The sequence below is a fragment of the Micromonospora echinospora genome, assembly GCF_014203425.1.
GTDB classification, from domain to species: Bacteria; Actinomycetota; Actinomycetes; order Mycobacteriales; family Micromonosporaceae; genus Micromonospora; species Micromonospora echinospora_A.
Genome location: NZ_JACHJC010000001.1, coordinates 4871119 through 4890983, shown reverse-complemented (window position 1 = coordinate 4890983; position 19865 = coordinate 4871119). Strand labels below are relative to the sequence as shown.

The 19865-nt window shown below is 73.6% G+C and carries 20 protein-coding genes; 5 read left to right on the top strand and 15 right to left on the bottom strand.

Translation table 11 applies throughout. The features are described 5' to 3' along the window. Window positions 1-37: 37 nt before the first annotated feature. From FHU28_RS22660 to FHU28_RS22615, 10 genes are all read right to left on the bottom strand, one after another. On the bottom strand, window positions 38-424 hold the full coding sequence (locus tag FHU28_RS22660; RefSeq protein WP_184686486.1) for a nuclear transport factor 2 family protein: 387 nt from the start codon (window positions 422-424) through the stop codon (window positions 38-40). Continuing rightward, window positions 424-735 (bottom strand): hypothetical protein, encoded by a 312-nt coding sequence (locus tag FHU28_RS22655; protein WP_073827995.1) that lies wholly within the window; start codon window positions 733-735, stop codon window positions 424-426. Before FHU28_RS22655 ends, FHU28_RS22660 begins: the two co-directional genes overlap by 1 nt. Next, entirely contained in the window at window positions 735-1811 is a 1077-nt protein-coding gene (locus FHU28_RS22650) for a class I SAM-dependent methyltransferase (RefSeq protein ID WP_184686485.1), read from the bottom strand. Before FHU28_RS22650 ends, FHU28_RS22655 begins: the two co-directional genes overlap by 1 nt. Window positions 1812-1876: 65 nt before the next feature. Then, window positions 1877-3904 (bottom strand): oxidoreductase, encoded by a 2028-nt coding sequence (locus FHU28_RS22645; protein ID WP_184686484.1) that lies wholly within the window; start codon window positions 3902-3904, stop codon window positions 1877-1879. Between the two features lie 389 nt (window positions 3905-4293). Further along, window positions 4294-4878 (bottom strand): TetR/AcrR family transcriptional regulator, encoded by a 585-nt coding sequence (locus FHU28_RS22640; RefSeq protein ID WP_184686483.1) that lies wholly within the window; start codon window positions 4876-4878, stop codon window positions 4294-4296. 58 nt (window positions 4879-4936) lie between these two features. Continuing rightward, complete coding sequence (locus FHU28_RS22635; protein ID WP_184686482.1) at window positions 4937-5662, bottom strand: ABC transporter ATP-binding protein; 726 nt, start codon at window positions 5660-5662, stop codon at window positions 4937-4939. Further along, entirely contained in the window at window positions 5659-6789 is a 1131-nt protein-coding gene (locus tag FHU28_RS22630; RefSeq protein ID WP_184686481.1) for an ABC transporter permease, read from the bottom strand. The genes FHU28_RS22635 and FHU28_RS22630 overlap by 4 nt, the downstream gene beginning before the upstream one ends. A 116-nt stretch (window positions 6790-6905) precedes the next feature. Next, window positions 6906-7373 carry an SRPBCC family protein gene (locus tag FHU28_RS22625; RefSeq protein WP_184686480.1) on the bottom strand — a complete coding sequence of 156 codons (468 nt, stop codon included), beginning with the start codon at window positions 7371-7373 and terminating at the stop codon, window positions 6906-6908. Beyond that, complete coding sequence (locus FHU28_RS22620) at window positions 7327-7707, bottom strand: ArsR/SmtB family transcription factor (protein ID WP_184686479.1); 381 nt, start codon at window positions 7705-7707, stop codon at window positions 7327-7329. The genes FHU28_RS22625 and FHU28_RS22620 overlap by 47 nt, the downstream gene beginning before the upstream one ends. Window positions 7708-7846: 139 nt before the next feature. Further along, a complete protein-coding gene (locus FHU28_RS22615) occupies window positions 7847-9214 on the bottom strand; it encodes an extracellular catalytic domain type 1 short-chain-length polyhydroxyalkanoate depolymerase (RefSeq protein ID WP_184686478.1) in 1368 nt (455 codons plus the stop codon). A gap of 242 nt (window positions 9215-9456) precedes the next feature. Here FHU28_RS22615 and FHU28_RS22610 point away from each other — a divergent pair, with 242 nt between their 5' ends. The 4 genes from FHU28_RS22610 (at window position 9457) to FHU28_RS22595 (ending at window position 13439) form a co-directional block, all read left to right on the top strand. After that, a complete protein-coding gene (locus tag FHU28_RS22610; protein WP_184686477.1) occupies window positions 9457-10428 on the top strand; it encodes a PaaX family transcriptional regulator in 972 nt (323 codons plus the stop codon). 76 nt (window positions 10429-10504) lie between these two features. Beyond that, window positions 10505-11776: a cytochrome P450 gene (locus FHU28_RS22605; RefSeq protein ID WP_184686476.1), complete on the top strand. Its 1272-nt coding sequence runs from the start codon at window positions 10505-10507 to the stop codon at window positions 11774-11776. A gap of 98 nt (window positions 11777-11874) precedes the next feature. Beyond that, window positions 11875-12135 carry an acyl carrier protein gene (locus FHU28_RS22600; RefSeq protein WP_184686475.1) on the top strand — a complete coding sequence of 87 codons (261 nt, stop codon included), beginning with the start codon at window positions 11875-11877 and terminating at the stop codon, window positions 12133-12135. A 65-nt stretch (window positions 12136-12200) separates the two neighbouring features. After that, window positions 12201-13439, top strand: coding sequence for a beta-ketoacyl-[acyl-carrier-protein] synthase family protein (locus tag FHU28_RS22595; RefSeq protein ID WP_184686474.1), 1239 nt, complete (start codon window positions 12201-12203; stop codon window positions 13437-13439). A 7-nt stretch (window positions 13440-13446) separates the two neighbouring features. Here FHU28_RS22595 and FHU28_RS22590 read toward each other — a convergent pair whose 3' ends face one another. From FHU28_RS22590 to FHU28_RS22580, 3 genes are all read right to left on the bottom strand, one after another. Next, entirely contained in the window at window positions 13447-14769 is a 1323-nt protein-coding gene (locus tag FHU28_RS22590) for a glycosyltransferase (protein WP_221453265.1), read from the bottom strand. Between the two features lie 2 nt (window positions 14770-14771). Beyond that, window positions 14772-15041, bottom strand: coding sequence for a phosphopantetheine-binding protein (locus FHU28_RS22585; RefSeq protein WP_184686472.1), 270 nt, complete (start codon window positions 15039-15041; stop codon window positions 14772-14774). A gap of 86 nt (window positions 15042-15127) precedes the next feature. Then, the gene (locus FHU28_RS22580) at window positions 15128-15808 is read right to left on the bottom strand and encodes a 4'-phosphopantetheinyl transferase family protein (RefSeq protein WP_184686471.1); all 681 of its coding nucleotides are present in this window, start codon (window positions 15806-15808) and stop codon (window positions 15128-15130) included. Window positions 15809-15873: 65 nt separating this feature from the next. On the opposite strand from FHU28_RS22580, the gene FHU28_RS22575 reads away from it, so the two are divergent. Further along, window positions 15874-17283 (top strand): condensation domain-containing protein, encoded by a 1410-nt coding sequence (locus tag FHU28_RS22575; protein ID WP_184686470.1) that lies wholly within the window; start codon window positions 15874-15876, stop codon window positions 17281-17283. Between the two features lie 4 nt (window positions 17284-17287). Here FHU28_RS22575 and FHU28_RS22570 read toward each other — a convergent pair whose 3' ends face one another. Together FHU28_RS22570 and FHU28_RS22565 are read right to left on the bottom strand one after the other, a co-directional pair. Continuing rightward, window positions 17288-18490 carry a cytochrome P450 gene (locus FHU28_RS22570; protein ID WP_184686469.1) on the bottom strand — a complete coding sequence of 401 codons (1203 nt, stop codon included), beginning with the start codon at window positions 18488-18490 and terminating at the stop codon, window positions 17288-17290. A 21-nt stretch (window positions 18491-18511) separates the two neighbouring features. After that, on the bottom strand, window positions 18512-19675 hold the full coding sequence (locus FHU28_RS22565; protein ID WP_184686468.1) for a nucleotide disphospho-sugar-binding domain-containing protein: 1164 nt from the start codon (window positions 19673-19675) through the stop codon (window positions 18512-18514). Window positions 19676-19865: the final 190 nt, after the last annotated feature.

Sequence of the window (19865 nt, the reverse complement as noted above, 5' to 3'; positions counted from 1 at the left end):
GCGCATCAGGCGTCGCGAAGCGACGCGACCGGTGCCATCAGGCGTCGCGAAGCGACGCGACCAGTGCCAGGTCGTTGTAGACGTGCTGCTCGACGATCTGTGCGCCGTCGAGCACGAACACGTCCGCGTAGCGGATGTCCTCGAACGGCGTGCCGTCGAGCCACTCCCCGTAGAGCCGCCCGAGCGAGGTCACCGTGACCCGCCCGTTGTCGTCACCCACCAGGTAGCGGTCCCGGTGCTTGCGGACCCACCGGTAGGTGCCGGTCGACGCGGCCGCCATCTCCCGCAGCGAGGAGTACTCCCGGCCGCCCGGGAAGACCAGCCGGGCCTGCGGTGCGAGGAAGCTCCCGGCCTCGTCGAGCCGGCGGTCCTCGCACAGCTGCAGGTACCGGTCGATCAGGCCGGGCGTGTCCGGTGCGCTCATCAGCCGGTCTTCTCGCTCAGCGCCGCCTCCCACTGGTCCCGCAGCGGGTGCTCCGCGGGGCCGTGCTCGGTGAGGATGCGCATCAGGCGGGCCAGCAGCGCGTCCCGCTCCCGGTCGAGGACCCGCTGCTCCTCCTCGGTGGAGACGAACCCGTCGACGGCGCCCTCGGTCAGCACGCCGGAACGGGTCAGCAGCGTCTCGACCACACGTACCCGCTGCCGGGTCACGTGCAGCTCGGTGGAGAGCTGCAGCACCAGGTCGAGCAGCTTGCCGACCTTGGGGTCTCCGAAGTAGTCGAACTCGGTGCTCATCACGCCTCCGGCTTCGTCGCGGCCAGTACGGCCCAGGGGAAGTGCCACTCGGGACGGTCGCCCCAGCCCTGCGGCTGGACGCCGTTGCGGCGCTCGTCGAACGGGGTCCACGAGACGTCGGTCAGGCCCGCCTCGGCGCAGACCTCGATCAGGTCGGAGCCGAACAGGTCGTGGAAGAACGGCTCGTTGTTGCGCTCGGCGTGCTCGTAGACGGTGGCGTCGCGCAGCGGGTCGCCGGTGAGCATGAACTCCAGGAAGCGCAGCGAGCCGCCCGGCTTGAGCAGGCGGGCCGCCTCCACGATCGTTTCCCGGATCGCGGCGGCCGGCATCTCGTGCAGCACCATCGTGCCGGTGACCACGTCGCAGCTGCCCGACTCGATGCCGGTGGCCCGGCCGTCGGCCTGCCGGTAGTCGATCGTCAGTCCGGTCGCCTCGGCCTCGGCGTGGGCCAGCCGCAGACCCGGCGCGGCCAGGTCCACGCCGATCACCTGCGCGGTCGGGTACTTGGCGGGCAGCGGCCGGGTGCTCTTGCCGAAGCCGCATCCGATGTCGACGATCCGGGTCGCCGCGGGCAGCTCGGGCAGGGCGGTCTTGGCGAACAGCGTGTGGAACTTGTAGCCGTCGTTGTCGCGCAGCATGACGATGCGCGCCCCGAACTCGTACACGTAGGCCGACATGTCGTCGGAGAAGAAGCTGCCGGGCTGGATGTGGATGTCGTAGTCGGTGTACCAGTCGGGCAGTTCCAGGTCGGGGTTCAGCTCCAGCGAGCCCTTCGGCTGCTCGGGCACCGACGTCAGCTGGTCGGTCAGCTCCTCGCGGCGGCTGAGCACCGCGTCGCCGGCGACCTTCCACAGCATCTTCTGCTGTACCCGCTCCAGGTGGCTGAACCACGGGTAGAGCGGAAGCCCGCGCAGCACCTGGCTCGCGTCGGTGATCGTGGTGGCCGCCGCGCCGGTGGCGCCGTACTCCTCGCGCAGCGCCGGGTAGACGGTGTCCGCCCAGCGCTTGCGCAGGCCGAGGACGAAGTCCACGGCGGAACGCTCATCCAGGGTGAGGCGCTCCTCGATGTCCAGCATGCTTGTCTCCTCTTCAGGTGGGGGAGGGGACCGGTCCGCGGCGGGCCGCGACCGGGATGGACGGGTCAGTGGGCGTACCGCACGCGATCTGCGGACGCGGTGTCGTAGCTGCCGAGGAACGCACCCGCCATGCGCCCCTCGTAGACGGCTTCGAAGGCCGTGCGGGGGGCGTTCGCGTCGCCGACGACGTGGATCCGGGGGCCGTCGGGCAGCGCGTCGAGCTGCCGGTACAACTCGTCGGCGGCCTGCGCCGAGCCGGCGTCGACGACAGTGGTGACGTCCTCGACGAGGGTGTCGGCGCCGGCGAGCGGGCCGCCCAGGGCGACCGCGTCGGCGCCCGCCGGGCGCGCCGTGCGCATCGGGTGCACAGCGATCCCCAGGTCCGCGAAGCGCTTGAGCAGCGCCAGCCGCGAGTACGTGGTGATCTTGGCGCTCACCGAGGCGGTGGGGGAGACGAGGTGGACGCGGGCGCCGCGCCGGGCCAGCCCTTCGGCCACCGAGGCGGCGGCCCAGGTGCCCTCGTCGTCGAGCACGACGACGGCGCCGGTGGGGCGGAAGTCGGGGTCGGTCAGGGCGTCGACGGCCTGCCAGATGTCGATCACCGGCGGGCCGCCCGGCAGCTCCCGCCGGGTGGGCCGGGAGCCGGTGGCGAGGACGACTTCCTGGTAGCCGCCGGCCAGCACGTCCTCGACGCCGATCCGGTGGCCGAGGCGTACCGGGATGCCGGCGGCCTCGACGTCGCGAGCCAGGTCGCGGGTGAGCAGGCCGAGCCGTTCCCGTCCGGGTACCCGCGCGGCCAGCTCCACCTGCCCGCCGAGGTGCCCGCGCGCCTCGACCACCGATACCTGGTGCCCGGCCCGGTGCGCCGAGAGGGCGGCCTCCAGACCGGCCGGACCGCCGCCGACGACGAGGACCTTCCGCGCGCCGGACGGACCGGGCAGCTCCGGCCAGGCCTGCGCCCATTCCCGCTCGGCGCCGACCTCCGGGTTGACCACACAGGAGATCGGCAGGCTGGTCTCCAGCCGGCCGATGCAGCCCTGGTTGCAGGCGAGGCAGGCGCGCACCTCGTCCTGGCGGCCCTGCTCGGCCTTGCGGACCAGGTGCGGGTCGGCGATGTGCGGGCGGGCCAGGCCGACGAGGTCGGCCTCGCCCGCGGCGACGAGCTCGGCGGCCTCCGGCAGGCTGTCCAGCCGGCACACCGCCAGCACCGGCAGGTCGGGGAACTCCTGCTTGAACAGCGCCGCGTGGTGCCGGAACGGGGCGTGGCCGAAGCTCATGTCCGCCATCTGCGTCGCCAGCGACCAGCTGCCGTGGTAGGCGGAGTGGCTGACGTGCACGTAGGTGAGCGGGAAGTCGGCGCGCAGCTTTCCGACGATCTCCAGCACCGCGGCCGGGTCGAGGCCGCCGGGCAGGAACTCGTCGGCGCTGACCCGCAGGCCGACGGGCAGGTCCGGCGCGGCGGCCAGCACCGCGGTGAGCACCTCGCGGGTCAGCCGCATCCGGTTGTCGAGGCTGCCGCCGTACGCGTCGTCGCGGGTGTTGGTGTGCGGCGAGAGGAACTGCTGCAGCAGGTGGCCGTGGCCGGCGTGCACCTCCAGGCCGTCGAAGCCGGCCGCGCGCATCCGCCGTGCGGCGGCGGCGAACGCCTCGACGACGACGGCGATGTCCCGGCGGCCCATCGCGTGCGGCACGTGCGAGCCGGCCGCCCACGGCACCGGCGAGGAGGACCAGGCGGCGGTGCGGGTCGCGTCCCCGTTCGCCTGCCGGCCGGCGTGCATGATCTGGGCGAAGATGCGGGCGCCGTGCTCGTGCACGGCTTCGGTCACCGCCGCGTACGCCGGGATCGACGAGTCGTCGAAGCTGCCGAGGCTGATGCTGCGGCCAGCGCTCGTGGGGTGCACGCGGATCGCCTCGGTGATGATCAGGCCGACGCCGCCACGGGCCCGTTCCGCGTGGTAGGCGACGTGGCGCCCGGTGGGCACGTTGTTCAGTCCGAAGTTGGTGGTGTGGCCGGGGACGAAGACCCGGTTCCGCAATGTGAGACGCCCGAGCCGGGTGGGGGAGAGAAGAGCGAGAAGCTTGTCGTCAGGCATGCCTCGGACTTCCTGTTTCGGGCCGCACTCGGCGAGGCCGAGAGCGTTCGGATGAACCGTACGCCGTTCGATTGAGTGGAACGGTAGGGGTGACGCCGGTCTCCGTCAACAGGCTACTGATCGGTAACTTACTCCACCGTACTGCCTCTGACCTGCTGTTCCACTAGGCGGAACGCAGGCGGGTCAGGTTCGTCGATTCGTGGCTCGATCGTTCGGGTGGCCGGACCCTATGACAGTGCCGCCGCCCGGCTACCGGCCGGCGGTCGCTTCGAGCGTTCGGTCGGCCGGGCCGGCACCGTCCGGTTCGGAGGGACATCCGCCGGCGGGCGGCCCGGCGCGCGCGACGGCGGTCGGAGCCGCGGTCGCGGGGCGGGGGTGCGGAGTGAGGGTCAGGCCGCGGCCGGGCGCACGTACGGCGTGAGCAGCTCGCGGGCGAGGCCGGTGGCCGTCGGAAGGTCGAGGCCGCTCTCGATCATGCGGCTGAGGGCGTAGACGATCGACTGGATGACCTCGGCCATCCGGTTCGGGTCGCTCGCCCCGTGCTCGGCGAGAGCGGCGCGTAGCGGCGCCTCGAGGCTGTCGTGCAGGAGCCGGCTGGAGGTCGCGAGCACCTCGCTGTTGCCCACCGTCGCCATCGCCCGGGCGAGCGCGTGGTCGCCCCGGGCAACCAGTTGCAGGTTTGCCTCGACGTACGCCAGGATCCTCGACCCCGGCGTGTGGGCCTCGGCCATCTGGTTCTCGACGAAGGCCGACCACCGGGGAAAGGTGTCGGCGACGAGCACGTCGAACATGTCGGTGCGCGACTTGAAGTAGGAGTACGCGCTGGACCGGGCCAGGCCGGCGTGCCGCGCCACGTCGGCGAGGCTGGGGATCTGGTCCGGGTCCTGCGACAGCAGGGCGCGGGCGGCGTCGAGCAGCGCCGCCCGCTGGGCGGCCCGGTGCTCGGCGACGGTTGAGGCCTGAATCTTCGGCACGCCAACCTCCAAGTCTCCGGTGTGCGCACCGGGTCCGCGTCGCGCCCTGCCGTCGCGGTCAGCTGCTCGTGGCGAGCTTGCCGTCGATCATCTCGTAGACGGTGTCACAGTACTGCAGCACGTCGTGATCGTGAGTAACCATGACCACGGCCACCGACCGCTCCCGTGCCTCCTGTGCGAGCAGCTGGACGATGTCGTGGCTGCGGGCCCGGTCCAGCGCCGCTGTGGGTTCGTCCACCAGCAGCACGGACGGCTGCGTCATCAGCGCCCGGGCGATGCCGACGCGCTGGCGCTCGCCGCCGGAGAGCTGGTGCGGCCGGCGGTCGGCCTTACCGGCCAGGCCGACGTGCGCGAGCATCTCCAGCGGGTCGCGTCCGGTGCGGTCCCGCCGCCCGCCCAGCCGCAGCGGCAGGCGCAGCTGGTCGGCGGCGGTCAGCGCGGGCAGCAGGTTGCCCGACTGGAACACGAACCCCACGTGCCGGCGGCGCAGCTCGGTGCGCGCTCGGCGGCTGGACACCGTCATGTCCTGGCCGGCCACTGTGACGGTGCCCTGGTCCGGGCGGGCCAGCCCGCCGGCGACGGCGAGGAGGCTGGACTTGCCCGCGCCGGACGGCCCGACGATCGCGGCCAGTTCGCCGGGCGCGACGGTCAGGTCCACGTCGTCGAGCGCGTGCACGGTCTCCGCGCCGTCGCCGTGCCGCAGGTGGACGCCGCGCATGACCAGGCCGAGGTCGGCCGGGGCGGTGCCCGGTGTCGAGGGGGACGGGGTGGGCCGGCTGCTCATCGGTTGCCTCCCAGGGCGGTCGCCGGGTCGATGGAGGTGAGGCGGACGACGGCGGCTGCCGCGCCGACCAGGCCGAGCACGAGCAGTCCGGCAGCGGCGGCGGCGATGCTCTGCGGGTGCAGCGCGAACGGCACGTTGCCGCCGGAGATCAGCGCGCCGAGGCCGAGGCCGATCCCCATGCCGACGGCGATGGCGAGGGCCAACAGGATCAGTGCCTGGGTGAGGGCGTCGCGCAGCACCCAGCCGGTCGAGGCCCCCAGCGCCCGCAGCACGGCGACCTCCTGCTTGCGCTGGATCGCCCAGACCGCGAAGAACGCGCCGGCCACGAGCGCCGAGATCGCGTAGAGGAAGCCCTGGATCAGCTGGAGCGTCGTCGTCTCGGCGGTGTAGCCCGGCGAGGCGCCGTAGGACTCCTCCAGCGTCAGGCTCTCCGTGCCGGCGGCCTTGTCGCCCGCGGCCAGGTCCACCGAGTCGCCGTCGGCCGCGCGGACCGCGACGGCGGTGATCTCCTGGGCGGCCTGCGCCGGCACCTGCGTGCCGGCCGGGGTGCCGGACTTGACCGCCTGCCACGTCGCCAGCGGCACGTACGCCACGTCGACGTGGCCGAAGGTGTCCTGCTGCTCGGTGACGCCGACGACGCGCAGCTCGGTGCCCAGCCGGTCCACCGTCACGGTGTCGCCGACGCGCAGGCCCGCGTCGATCACGGTGGGGCTCACCACGATTCCGTCGGCCGGGCCGAGCCGGTCGCCCTCGCTGACCGCGGGCGACAGGAACGAGTCGGTCTCGACGCCGAACAGCGCCAGGTCGACCTCGGTGCCCCGGTCGGTACGCCCGTTGATGAGCGTGTTGCCGAACGGGGTCGCCTCTGCCACGCCCGGCTGGTCGCGCCAGGTGTCCACCGCCGAGGCGTCCACCACGCTGCGCGAGAACGCCGAGTCGTGCTGCACGCCGTGGGCGAACGCGAACGAGGTGACCGGCAGGTTCTGCAGGCCGGAGACGCCGTCGCGGACCAGTCCGACGGACAGGCCGGACAGCATCACCATCAGCACTGAGATCAGCACGATCACGGCCCCCATCAGGGCGAACCGCAGCCGGGCGAACCCCAGCTCGCGAATGGCCAGGAACATCAGCCGTCACCTCTCACATTTGTCGACATCATGTCGGCATGTTATCAACACGGTGTCGGCAAAAAGCGGGATCCGGCGCTGTCTACCCGACCACACTGCGTGACGGGGCGGCCCGGTCAGCCGGGCGAGGGCAGCGTTCCGCGCTCCCGTGCCAGGTACGCCTCGATGCGGGCGAACGCCCCCGTCCACACCTCGGTGGCGAAGAAGTCGCGCATCTCCGGGGCCGGGAAGCCGCTCTGCGTCACTGTCATCAGTGTGCCGCCGTCCCTCTCCTCGAAGGTGACCTCGACGCGGGTGGTCATCGTCTCGCCGTCCGGGCTGCTGCCGGACGACTCGGTGACCAGGCGGTGCGGGCGGTCGATCTCCAGGAACGTCTGCGTCTCGCGGAACAGCATCTCGGGGGAGGGGCCCCAGACCGCTGTCTGCTTACCGCCGACCCGCAGGTCGACGTCGATCTCCACGATGCCCGGCTCCTCGTCCAGGATGCCGAACCAGATCTTCTGTTTACCGGCGTCGGTGTAGGCGTCGAACGCCTCCTCAGGCGTGCCCGGAAGGAGTCGGGTCAGGTGGATCTGGAGCGTCATGGTCGCGGTCCTCCGTGGTGAGAGTGAGATAGGCGTCGAGGCCGTCCAGGCGGCGTGCCCAGAGGCGTCGGTAGAAGCTGATCCAGGCCATCGCCGCGTCCAGCGGGGCCTCGCTGAGCCGGCACTGCCGGGACCGGCCGACCTTCTGCGTCACCACGAGACCGGCGTCCTCCAGCGCGCGTACGTGCTTGCGCATGCCGGTGAGGCTCATCCCGGTGGGCTCGGTGAGCTCGCTGATGGTGGCCGGACCCGTGCCGAGCCGGATCAGGATGTCGCGTCGGGTGGGGTCGGCCAGGCTGGCGAAGACCCGGTCGAGCGTCTTTTGCTGAACCACATGGTTCACTGTATGACACTGAACCTTCCGGTTCAATGTCTTCGACGGCGCGGCGCGGGTCCGCACACGCGCGACGGCCCCGCGACCGTTCGGGTCGCGGGGCCGCCGGCCGGACGTCACCGGGATCGGGGAGCGCCGGTCAGGTGAGCGTGCAGGACTGGCCGTTGAGGGTGAACGAGCTGGGCCGCGCGGTGTTGCCGGTGTGGGTGGCCTGGAAGCCGATGGTGGTCGAGCCACGGGCCGGGATGACCGCGTTGTAGGAGACGTTGCGCGCCGTCACCTGGCCCGAGGAGGGGGAGTACGAGGCGTTCCAGCCGGAGGTGATGGTCTGGCCGCCGGGCAGCGTGAACGCCAGGGACCAGCCGTTCACCGCGGTCGAGCCGGTGTTGCTGATGGTGATGTTCTCGGTCAGCCCGTTGTTCCAGGCGTTCAGCTCGATGCTCACCGAGCAGGAGCCGGTGCCGGGCGGCGGCGTGGTCGGGCCCGGCGGCGGAGTGGTGGGCCCGGGCGGGGGCGTGGTCGGGCCGGGTGGGGGCGTGGTCGGTCCCGGCGGCGGCGTGGTCGGGCCGGGCGTGGTGGTCAGGCCGAAGAAGGCCACTGCCGCCGCGGCCATGCCGGACGACGGCAGGCTGTGCCCGGCGCCCTGGATGCTGTACGCCTCGACCTGGACGGTGCCGGTGGAGTCGGCGTAGCGCCGCCGGTTCCAGCCGGACTGCGGCGTGTCGGTGGAGGTGGGGTTCTGGCTGAGCCCGAACACGTTCGTCCACTGCTCGATCGTCTCCTGCAGCAGCGAGTACGGCACGAGCGTGTCGTTGGTGCCGTGCCAGAGCTGCACCCGGGGACGGGGCCCGGTGTAGCCGGGGTACGCCTGGCGGACCGCGTCGCCCCACTGCTGCGGGGTGCGGTTCATGTTCCCGCCGGTGCACTGGCTGGACCCGGGCGGGTAGTCGGCGGCGCCGGCGAAGCAGTTGAACGGCACCCCCATGAACGCCGCGCCGGCCTTGAAGACGTCCGGGTAGAGCGCCAGCATGTGGTTCGTCATCATGCCGCCGGACGAGCTGCCGGTGGCGTAGACCCGGTCCGGGTCGGCGCCGTACTGCTGCTGCACGTAGCGGACCATCGAGATGAGCGACACCGGGTCGCTGCCGCCGCCGCGGCGCTTGGCCGCGTCGGACCAGGTGTCGAAGCAGTTGCCGAAGCCGGCCTGCTGGGTGGCGCTGGGATAGATCACGATGAAGCCGTACCGGTCGGCCAGCCCGGCGAACTCGCTGCCGGAGTAGAAGCCGGGGCCGGAACCGCCGCAGCCGTGCATGGCCACCACGGTGGCCGGCCGGGACGGACGGTTGTCCGGCACGTAGACGTGCATGCGCATCCGCCCCGGGTTGTCGCCGAAGCTGGTCACCTCGGCCAGCGACGCCGCGTACGCGGGTTGCACTGTGGGGATGACCAGGCCGGCCGCCACCAGCGACGCGGCCAGGGCCACCACCATCTTGGCTCTGATTTTCACGGAGACTCCTTCGATCGCCTGCGTGCAGGCGGGAATGAGCGGTCACGCGCCGCGCCGGCCGCCCGGACGGCAGCGGTGTCGCGCCTCGCTCACGGAATGTGGCTCGCCCGGCCCGGCTCCGCGCTCATATGGCACATAGTGTTCCCGTCGGGCGGTGAACTGTCAATCGAAGCACGCCGATGCGCTGCGGCGGCGTTCGTCTAGAGTCGGTGCTCCGTCCCTGAGCCGAGCCCGGAGCGCGTGTGCCAAGCCCGTTCGACATCGAGGAGATCTACCCGGACGAGGCGCCCACGCCGCGGCTGCCCCGGCGGCAGGCCGGCACCTCTCCGCAGAGCGTGGCGGTGACCCTCCTGGCCGACTACACGCTGCGTACCCGGGCCCCGCTGCCGTCCGCCGCGATCGTCGAGCTGCTCGCCGAGACCGGGGTGACGAGCGCCGGCGCCCGTACCGCGATCAGCCGGCTGGCCCGCCGCGGTGTGCTGGAGGGCAGCCGGCAGGGCCGCAACAGCTTCTACCGGCTCAGCCGCGCCGCCGCCGCCGACCTCTCCGCCGGCGGGAGCTGGATCGTCGCCTCCACAGTCGACCCGCAGGCGTGGGACGGATGCTGGACGGTGGTCGCGTTCTCGCTGCCGCAGGACCGCGGCACACAGCGCCGCGCCCTGCGCGGACAACTGCGCTGGCTCGGCTTCGCGCCGCTGTACGACGGGCTGTGGATCTCCCCGTACGAGCTGGGCGAACCGGCCCGGTCGCGCCTGGCGCAGCTCGCGCCCGGCGCGGTCACCGTGTTCCGGGGACGGCAGGACGCGCTGGACGTCACCGGCCAGCGCGCCCCCGTCGACGCCTGGGACATCGCCGCGATCAGCGCCCAGTACGAGGAGTTCCTGCGCCGGTGGACCCCGCTGGCGTCCCGGCTGGAGTCCGTCGACGGCCCGGCGGCGGTGCGGGCCCGCACCGAGGTGATGGACACCTACCGGCGGTTCCCCACGCTCGACCCGCGGCTGCCGCTGGAGCTGCTTCCGCCCGGATGGCTGCGCCGGCCGGCCCGGGACCTGTTCACCGCCGTCTACGACGGACTGGCCGAACCCGCGCAGCGGCACGTCCGGGCGGTCGTCGCGCGGTTCGCCGATCCGGTGCCGCCCGGCATCCAGGCGCACACGACCGCCGACATGCTCGCCGGCGTACGCGAGGACGCCTGCGGGGCGGGCCTGGAGTGACCGCCGACCGTCCGTGGACACATCGGCGCCGGTGAGTCTATGGTCACGGGACTGCGGTGACCGCGAGGAGTGGCCCATGGGCGTCCCCGTCTCCCTCGACGAGCTGCTCGGCGACGAGGTGCGGCGCGACCCGTACCCGTTCTACGCCCGGCTGCACGAGGCGGGGGAGGCGGCCCGGCTGCGGCCCACCGACCCGCACGCGCTCGTCGTGCACGGCTACGACGCGGTCAACCGGGTACTGCGCGACCCCGTGTTCCGGGTGCTCGGCGCCGACTACCTGGACCGGGCCGGCGTCCGCTGGCGCCAGCACCAGGTGACCCGGATCCTCCAGTCGTCCATGCTCAACGCCGCCGAGCGCGACCACCTCCGGGTCCGGCACCTGTTCTCCCAGGCGCTCACCCCGCGCCGGGTCGCCGCGCTGGAGCCGGCCATCGGGCGCATCGCCGACGACCTGCTCGACCGGCTCGCCGAGGCGGGCGCGGACGGGCGGCCCGTCGACTTCATGGCGCGCTTCGCGCTGCGGCTGCCCAGCGACGTCATCGGCGAGCTGCTGGGCGTGCCGGAGGGGGACCGGGAGTGGTTCCCGCCCCGGGTCCGCGCGTTCGACGCGGTGCTGGAGATCGGCCGCCGGTCCATGCGCGAGGTCCGGGCCGCCAACGTCGCGGCGGCGGAGCTGACCGCGTACTTCACCGGCCTGGTCGCCGCGCGCCGGGCGACGCCGCGTGACGACTTCGTCTCCGCGCTGCTGCGCGGCGTCGAGGCCGAACCCGGCCGGCTGACCGCCGACGAGCTGCTGGCCAACCTGATCATCATGTACAACGCCGGGTTCCGGACCACAGCGAACCTGCTCGGCAACGGGCTGGTGCTGCTCACCGAGCGGCCGGGCGCCCGGGCCGAGCTGCGCGCCGATCCGTCGCTCGCCGCGTCCTACGTGGAGGAGATCCTGCGGTACGAGCCGCCGGTGCACTTCGCCGTCCGGTACGCCGCCGCGGACACCGAGGTCGCCGGCCTGCCGGTGCCCGCCGGGCGGACGGTGGTGGTGCTGACCGGCGCCGCGAACCGGGACCCGCGCCGCTTCCCCGACCCGGACCGGTTCGACCCGTCCCGCGCCGACAACCGGCACCTGGCGTTCAGCGCCGGGCCGCACTACTGCTTCGGGGCGACGCTGGCCCGCGCCGAGGGGCGGCTGGTTCTGCCCCGCCTGCTGGACCGCTTCCCGGCGCTGACCGCCGAACCCGGGCCGCGCCGCGCGCTGATGCTGCGCGGGTACGACCGGCTGCCGGTACGGCTGACCGGCGCCCACCCATCGGCCGACCAGGTACCTTGCCAAACCAACCTGATCGAGTAAGGTCGATGCTACGCGGAGTGTCGGTTCCGTGTCTCACCGAGGTTCCGTCGAGCAGGTCGAGCGCGCCGCCAGGGCATCGTGGAAGGGAAACACCGGACATGACCGATGAGATCCGCGCGTTCCTCCTCGCCGCACTGACCGAGATGAAGTACGACGTCAGCGACGTCGACGACGACACCGTCTTCGGCCCGGCCGGGCTCGACGTGGACTCCCTCGGCCTGGCCGAACTCGCGGTGCGGGTGGAGGACCGGTTCGGGGTCGCGTTCGACGACGACGAGGCGGAGGATCTCGCGATGATGACAGTCGGCGAGTTCTGCCGCGCGGTGGCGGCGCGTATCGCCCCGGCCTCGGCGCACTGACCGATGCCAGGGCACGGCACCCGGCCGCGTCACGCCCCGGCGGCCACGCCGGTGCACCGGGTCCGGTGAGCGTGCGCGAACGGGTCACGGTCACCGGCATCGGGCTCGTCAGCCCGGTCGGCGCCACCGCCGCCGAGGTGTTCGACGCGGTCTGCGACGGCCGCTCCGGGCTCACCCGGCCACCGGCCGACCATCCGCTGCACGGCGTGGTCGACGTCGCCGCGTTCGCTCCGGCGATCGATCCGGCCACCGTACTGCCCGGCCCCGAGTCCCGCGTCGTGGACCGGTCGATAGTGATGGTGCTGCGCGCGGCCGAGGACGCGCTCGCCGACGCCGGGCTGCGGATCGGCCACGACGTCGACAGCTACCGGGTGGCCGTCGTCGTCTCCGGCGTAGGCGGCCTGTCCACACTGGAGGAACAGGTGCTCCAGCGGGCCGCGCGCGGGCGGTTCGGGGTCAGCCCGTACATGCTGCCCGGCACGCTGCCCAACATGGGCGCGGCCCGGATCGCGATCAAGTTCGGCATCCACGGCTACACCTCGTCGATCGGCACGGCGTGCGCAGCCGGCGCGCAGTCGATCGGCGAGGCCCTGCGCATCCTGCGCGCCGGCGACGCGGACGTGGTGCTCGCCGGATGCGCCGAGGCGCCGCTGTTCCCGACGTTCGCCGACGCGTTCGGCAACGCCCGGGCGCTCGCCCACGGCTGGGCCGACCCGACCGCCGCGAGCCGCCCCTTCGACCGCCGCCGCAACGGGCTCGTCCTCGGCGAGGGCGCCGGCGTGTTCGTCCTGGAACGCGCCGCGCACGCCGCCGCGCGCGGCGCCCGCCGGCACGCCGACGTGCTCGGCTGGGGCGCCACGAACGACGCCCACCATCCGACCACGCCGCGCCCCGACGGCGCCGGCGCGGCCCGGTGCATGCGCCTGGCCGTCCGCGACGCCGGCCTGGCGCCCGGCGACATCGGGTACGTCAACGCGCACGGCACCAGCACCCGGGCCGGGGACGCCGCCGAACTGGCCGCGCTCGCCGACGTCTACGGCGCGCACCCGCCGCCGCTGAGCTCGACGAAGGGCGTGACCGGGCACATGCTCGGCGTCTCCGGCGTGATCGAGGCGGCCATCGGCGTCGAGGCGCTGCGCCGCGGCCTGCTGCCGCCCACCCACAACCTGGACGAGCCGGAGCGCGACGGCGAGGTCGACCACATCCGTGAGCGGGCACGCGCGACGGCCGTGGACGCGGTGCTGTCGAACTCGTTCGGCTTCGGCGGCCACAACGTCAGCCTCGTCCTGGCGCGCCCCGCCTGAACGGTGGTCAGCGGAGCGTGATCACCGTGGCGGCGTCGTACGCGGCGACGGCGACGGTGAAGTGCGGGCGCAGCATGTCGGCCACGTAGTCCAGGTCGGCGACGAGCGGCACCGGCAGCAGGGCGCGCTGGTCGAGGCCGGTACGGGAGGCGACCAGCTCGATCCGGTCGGCCTTGAGCAGCCCTCGGGTGAGAAACGCCGGCAGGTCCTCGGGGAGCAGGCAGCGCCACATGTCCACGTTGACGATCACGTCCAGCGCGCCCGCCTTGAACTGCTGGAGCACTGTGCCGAGCAGGTGGGAGTTCGTCTCGCCGACCGGCGCGTCGTGGTCGAACGTGTGCGACCCGGCGCCCAGGTCGAGCGTGGACACGCCGTTGCCGACGACAAGCGCGGCGCTCGTGGCCAGCTCGTCGCGCAGCGACTCGGGCAGCGCGGCCGGCCGGCCCAGGCCACCGGAGCGGTACGCCTCGATCGCCGCGCCGTAGAGCCGGATCCGGCCCAGGTGCCGGCCGAACGTGTTGATCCCGTACAGCGTCTCGACGTCGTACCGCAGGTGCTTGCGCAGCAGGTACTTCATGTTGTCCATCGAGGCGATCCCGTTGGACGTCTTGCGGAAGTGCGGGAGGTGGTAGGAGAGCGCGTCGACGTCCAGCCGGAACAGCTCCGGCGGGGCGCCGTGCAGGTGGAACACCCGATAGAAGAACTCCAGGTCCTCGAAGCCCCACTTGACCATCGCCTCGTCGAAGCCACCGACCCGCCGGAACGACTCGTGGTCCACCGACGCGTTGTGGGTCAGGCCGAGCACCCAGGGCGCGCTCGGGAAGTCGCCCATCCGCTGCGGAAGGGCGATGTCCTCCAGCCGCGGGTCGCCGCGCTCGGCGTCGAGCATCGCCGGGACGACCGGCTCGCCCCGGCGCAGCGCGTCCGCGCCGGCCCAGTCGAGGTCGTACCGCTGCCCGAGCAGCACCCCGGGCCGCCCGGCGCGCCCGGCGTGGAAGTCGCGGTGCCGCTTGAGCAGCGTGGGATGCGCCACCGTGTCGGCGTCCAGGAACATCAGTGTGGCCGCGCGGGCCCGGGCCGCCGCCGCGTTGCGGTTGGCGCTGCGGCCCCGGTTGCGGTCGCTGCGTACGTACTCGATCCGCAGCCGGCCCCGGTACGCGTCCACCACCGGGCCCAGCGCGACAGCCGACCCGTCGTCGCCGACGACGACCTCGAAGTCGCCGGGCGGCAGCGTCTGCCGGGTCAGCGAGCGCAGGGTGGTGTCGAGCGCGGACGGGTTCTCGTGCGCCGGCACCACCACGCTCAGGCTCGGGCGGTCCACTGTGGGCATGCTCAGCGCGCGGTGGAGTTGGCGGTGATGTAGTCGGCCAGGTCCCCGAGCGTCGCCATCCGGTCCTCGTCCAGCTCCTCGACGTCGATCTGGATCTCCAGCTCGTCCTCCAGCGCCAACAGCAGCTCCAGGCCGAGCGAGGAGCTGAGGCCGAGCTCGTCCATCAGCTGGGTCTGCTCGGTGACCGGCGCGTCCGGCCGCAGCATGCGGGTCAGCAGCACGGTCAGGCGTTCCACGACCTGGTCCCGCGGCGGCGCGTCGTGTTCTAGCACCGGGGCTCCCACAAATCGATCACGCGCTCCAGCATGGAGTCATCAGAGCAGGGGACATCGGCGAGTGTCAACGGGTGCGGTGATGGTCACCGGCAGTCACCGATATCGGCGCGGCACTCGACGGCGTACGGCTCGTCGCCGGCCAGCGCCACCGCCACCGCGCACCCCTGCGGCGCGACCACGTCGGCGAGCCGGTGCCGCCCGGCCGGGTCGACGCACTCGACCACGTCGGCCCGGTCCACCGGCATCCCGAGGTTGGGCCACAGCCGGCCCCCGGCCGCCTTGACGGCCGCCTCCTTGCGGGCCCACAGCCGGACGAACCGCCGTCCCCGGACAGCCTGGTCGCACCCGGCGGCGACGTGCCGCGCCTCCCGCGGGTGGAAGAAGCGCGCGGACGCCGACACCGGGTCCCCGCCCGGCGCGACGTGCTGGACGTCGACCCCGACCGGGCGGCCCTCGCTGAGCGCCACCGCGACGAGATCGCCGGAGTAGGACAGGCTGGTGTGCAGGCCGCGCCACGGCCCGGTCAGCGCCGGTTTGCCGTACCGGCCGCGGTGCCAGGTCAGCGCCGCCGGTGACGCGCCCGTGGCCCGCCCGGCCAGCACGCGCAGCGCGCCGTGCGCCACTGTGAACCGGTCCCGCAGCGCGCCGGCGGCGAGCCGCGCGGCCCGGGCCCGCTCGGCCGGGTCGAGCACCGCCCGGTACCGGGCCAGCTCGTCCGGGCCCGCCCCGGCCGGGAGCACCCAGACCCGTACGGCGTCGCGCATGGACGGCAGCGTAACGGTGCGCCGTCGCGTTGACACACACCGATGCCCGTTGCTCTCATTGACCGGTGTTCGCGCAGACGGTCCAGGCCCACGTTCCCGTCGCGTTCGCCGGGCCGGGCGCCGGCGTCGCGCCCCTGACCTGGGGGCAGAAGGCGATCATGCAGGACATGCGGGAAACCGGCTGGACGCACAACGTCAGCGGCGCCCACCCGGTGCCGCCGGGCGTCACTGTCGAGCAGGTGACGGCCGAGTTCGCCGCGCTGATGGCCCGCCACCCGGCGCTGCGCATGCGGCTGGGCGACGGCGACGGGGGCGGCCCGTGCCAGGTCGTGTCCGCCACCGGCGAGACGGTCCTGGACGTGGTGGACGTACCCGACGACGCCGACCCGGCCGACGTCGCCACGTTCGCCTACGACCTGGGACACGCCCGCCTGCTGAGCCACTACGACCTCTACCGCGACTGGTCGGTGAAGATGGCGGTGATCCGGCACCGGGGCGCCCTGGTGCACCGGGTGCTGACGATCGACCACCTCGTGGTCGACGGCACCGCCACGTCGCTGCTCCTGGCCGATCTGGGCCTCGCCGGCCGCCCCGTCCGCCGGGTCGCCGACCCGCGTACCGTGCAGATCCTCGACCTGGGCCGGCGGGAGGAGACGCCGCCGCTGCGCCGGGTCAGCGACCGGGCCGTCCGGCACTGGGCGGAGCACCTGCGGGACATCCCGCCGCTGACGTTCGGCGAGCCGGCCGCCGGTGGGCGCCAGGGGCACCGGTACTGGCACGGCCGGTTCAGCTCACCGGCGGCGTACCTGGCGGTGCGGGCCATCGCGGCGCGGACCCGGACCGACACCTCGCGCGTGCTGCTGGCGGTCATCGCGGTCGCGATCGGCCGGGCCACCGGCGTCAGTCCGCTCACCGCCAAGCTCATCGTCGGCAACCGGTTCCGGCCGGGCTTCGCCGAGGCCATCGCCCCGCTGAGCCAGAACGGCGTGCTGCGCCTCGACACCGCCGACACCACTGTGGACGAGGTGGTGGCGCGTGCCCGCCGGGCCGCGGTGTCGGCCGGGAAGTACGCCTACTACGACCCGGCCCAGCTCGCGGAGGTCTCGGACCGGCTGGACGCCGAACGCGGATATCCGGCGCGGATCAGCTGCCGGATCAACGACCGGCGGGTGGCCACGCGGCAGGCGGCCGACGGCGGCCTGGGCGACGACCCGGTGACCGCCGAGCGGCTCCGCCGCCGGTCCGACGAGACGTTCCTGGTCTGGGACGGCCCGCTGGACCACCTGCCCGAGCAGATGTTCATCACCGTCGAGGACCAGCCGGAGACGGTCTACCTCCAGGTGATCTTCGACTTCGGGTGCTTCACCGAGGCGCAGGCGGAACGGCTGCTGCGCGGCGTGGAGGAGGTGGCGGTGGAGGCGGCCCTCGACCCCGCCGCGCCGACCCGGGTGACAGCGGGATCGGCGGGCGGCTGACCGGTCACCGGTCCCAGGTCACCGGCAGCGTCTCCAGGCTGCGCACCACCAGCCCCGGCCGGAACCGCAGCTGTGACTCGTCGACCGCGAGCCGCAGCCCTGGCAGCCGGCGCAGCAGGCCGCCGAGCGCCTCCTGCAGCTCCATCCGGGCCAGCGCCGCGCCGAGGCAGTGGTGCGGGCCGGCGCCGAAGGCCAGGTGCGGGTTGTGCGCGCGGGTCAGGTCGAGCGTGTCCGCGCCCGGGAACACGGTGGCGTCGCGGTTCGCCGACGCGATCGCCGGCAGCACCGCGGCGCCGGCCGGCAGGCGTACGCCGCCCAGCTCCACCTCCTCGGTCGTCACCCGGGGCAGCAGCACCCCGTTGTCGCCGAGCTGGATGAAGCGGGACAGCTCCTCGACCGCCCGGGCCACCGCGACCGGGTCGTCGCCGCGCAGCGCGGCGAGCTGCTCGGGGTGGCGGGCCAGCACGAGCAGGAAGAGGTTGAGCTGGTTGGTGGTGGTCTCGTGCCCGCCGACGAAGATGCCGGCGGTGACCGAGACCAGCTCGCGTTCGGTCAGGTCGTCGTGCTCGTCCCAGACCGCGATGAGCGCGCTCATCAGGTCGTCGCCGGGCTCGCGCCGGCGCTGCTCGATCAGCTCGCGGAACGCCTCCAGCGCGGCCCGGGGCGCCTCCGGGTCGGCGTCCCAGTCGCCGACGAGCGCGTCCGACCACTGGCGTACCCGCTCCCGGTCCCGCTCAGGGATGCCGAACAGCGTGCTGATCACGGAGATCGGCAGCGGACCGGAGACGTGGGTGATCAGGTCGGCGGGCGGACCCGCGGCCACCAGGTCGTCGATCATGACGTCGACGAGCGCCGCCACCCTCGGGCGCAGCTCCTCCACCCGGCGGACGGTGAACGCGTGCGACACGGCCCGGCGCATCGTGGTGTGCCGGGGCGGGTCCATCCCGATCAGCGAGTCCTCCGCGAGCGAGCCCAGCTCCCGGGTGGGGCGGTTCGGGCCGGCCGCGGCGGCCCGGCTGAACCGCTGGTCGGTGAAGACGCGGCGCACGTCGGCGTGCCTGGTGGCCAGGTACGCGCACGCCCCGTCGGGCAGCTCGACCCGGGCCACCGGGCACGTCTCGCGCATCCGGGTGTAGTCCGGCGACGGGTGGTAGATCGTGGGAGCCGGCGCGAGCGGGTACGGGATGGCCGGTGGCTCCTGCGTCATCTGCGACTCCTTCGAGGGCGGTCAGATCGGGCGGCCCTGGGCCAGGGCGGCAAGCGTCGGCACCAGCTCGGCGGGGGCGGGCATGGCGTGGACCCGGTCGCGCATCAGCGCCGCCGCGCGCCGCCACGGGCCGTCGGCGACCAGCTCACCGACGAGGTCCCGCACCGCGGCGCCGGTGGCCTGCTCGCGGGTCAGCCAGGCGCCCGCGCCGGTGGCCGCCACCCGTTCGCCGTTGAAGTGCTGGTCGCTGACCTGCGGCAGGACGAGCTGCGGCACGCCGTACGCGAGCGCGGTCATGGTGGTGCCCGCCCCGCCCTGCTGCACCAGCGCGGCGCAGGTCGGCAGCACCAGCCGCATCGCCAGCGGCCCGTCGGCCAGGTGGACCCCGGCCGGAACCGGCCCCAGCGCCTCGCGCTGGCGCGGTTCGACCACGACGACGACCTCCACGTCCAGGCCGGCGACCGCGCGGATCACCCCGACCAGGTCGAGCCGGTCGTCCAGGCCCGCGCCGGCCATCATGGTGCCCGCCGTGACGCACACCCGGGGCCGGTCCGCCGGGCGGCGCAGCCAGGGCGGCAGCACGGCCGGGCCGTTGTACGGCACGAACCGCACCGGGCGGCCGGGGCGCCGCATCGGCACCTGCATCGGCGGTGGCACCGGGTCGAGCGTCAGCACGCCGTCCAACGCCACCTCTGCGGCGGCGAGCCCGAACCGGGCGGCGAGCGGCCCGACCACCGCGTCCGGGTCCAGGCGCAGCGTGGTCGAGGAGTCCGGCCCCCACAGGTTCAGCACGCCGGGTACGCCGAGCGCGGCGGCGGCCACCGGCGCGGCCAGGTTGAACGGCTCCCAGAGGATCAGGTCCGGCCGCCAGGACCGGCCGAAGGAGACCAGCTCGTCGAGGACGGCGTCGGCGAACCGGACCACCCCGCCGTCGGCGGTGATCGCCGGCTCGACGGCGCCCGTCGTGGCGGGCCCGCCGAGTGGGGCCACCGCGCCGATCCGGCCGGCGAACGCGGTGGCGAAGTCGACGTCGGCGCCCAGCGGCACGGCGGCGAGCCCGGCCGAGCTGATCGCGGTGACCATCGAGGGGTGGCTGGCCACTCGCACCTCGTGGCCGGCGGCCTGAAGCGCCCAGCCGAGCGGGACCAGGCTGTAGAAATGCGACCGCCAGCCCCACGTCGACATCAGAATTCGCAGAGCCGCAGTCAAATCCCACCAATCCGCGCGCGAAACGGCAGTCCTGGCCAACCGATGCTAGGTGATGGACGCGGTACGCGGAAGGTCGCGCACGACCGCAATGGATATTGACGCCGGGCTAACCGATGCTGGAGTCTTGGCCGATGCCCGAGGTGGACCGCGATCAGCAGGCGGGTGG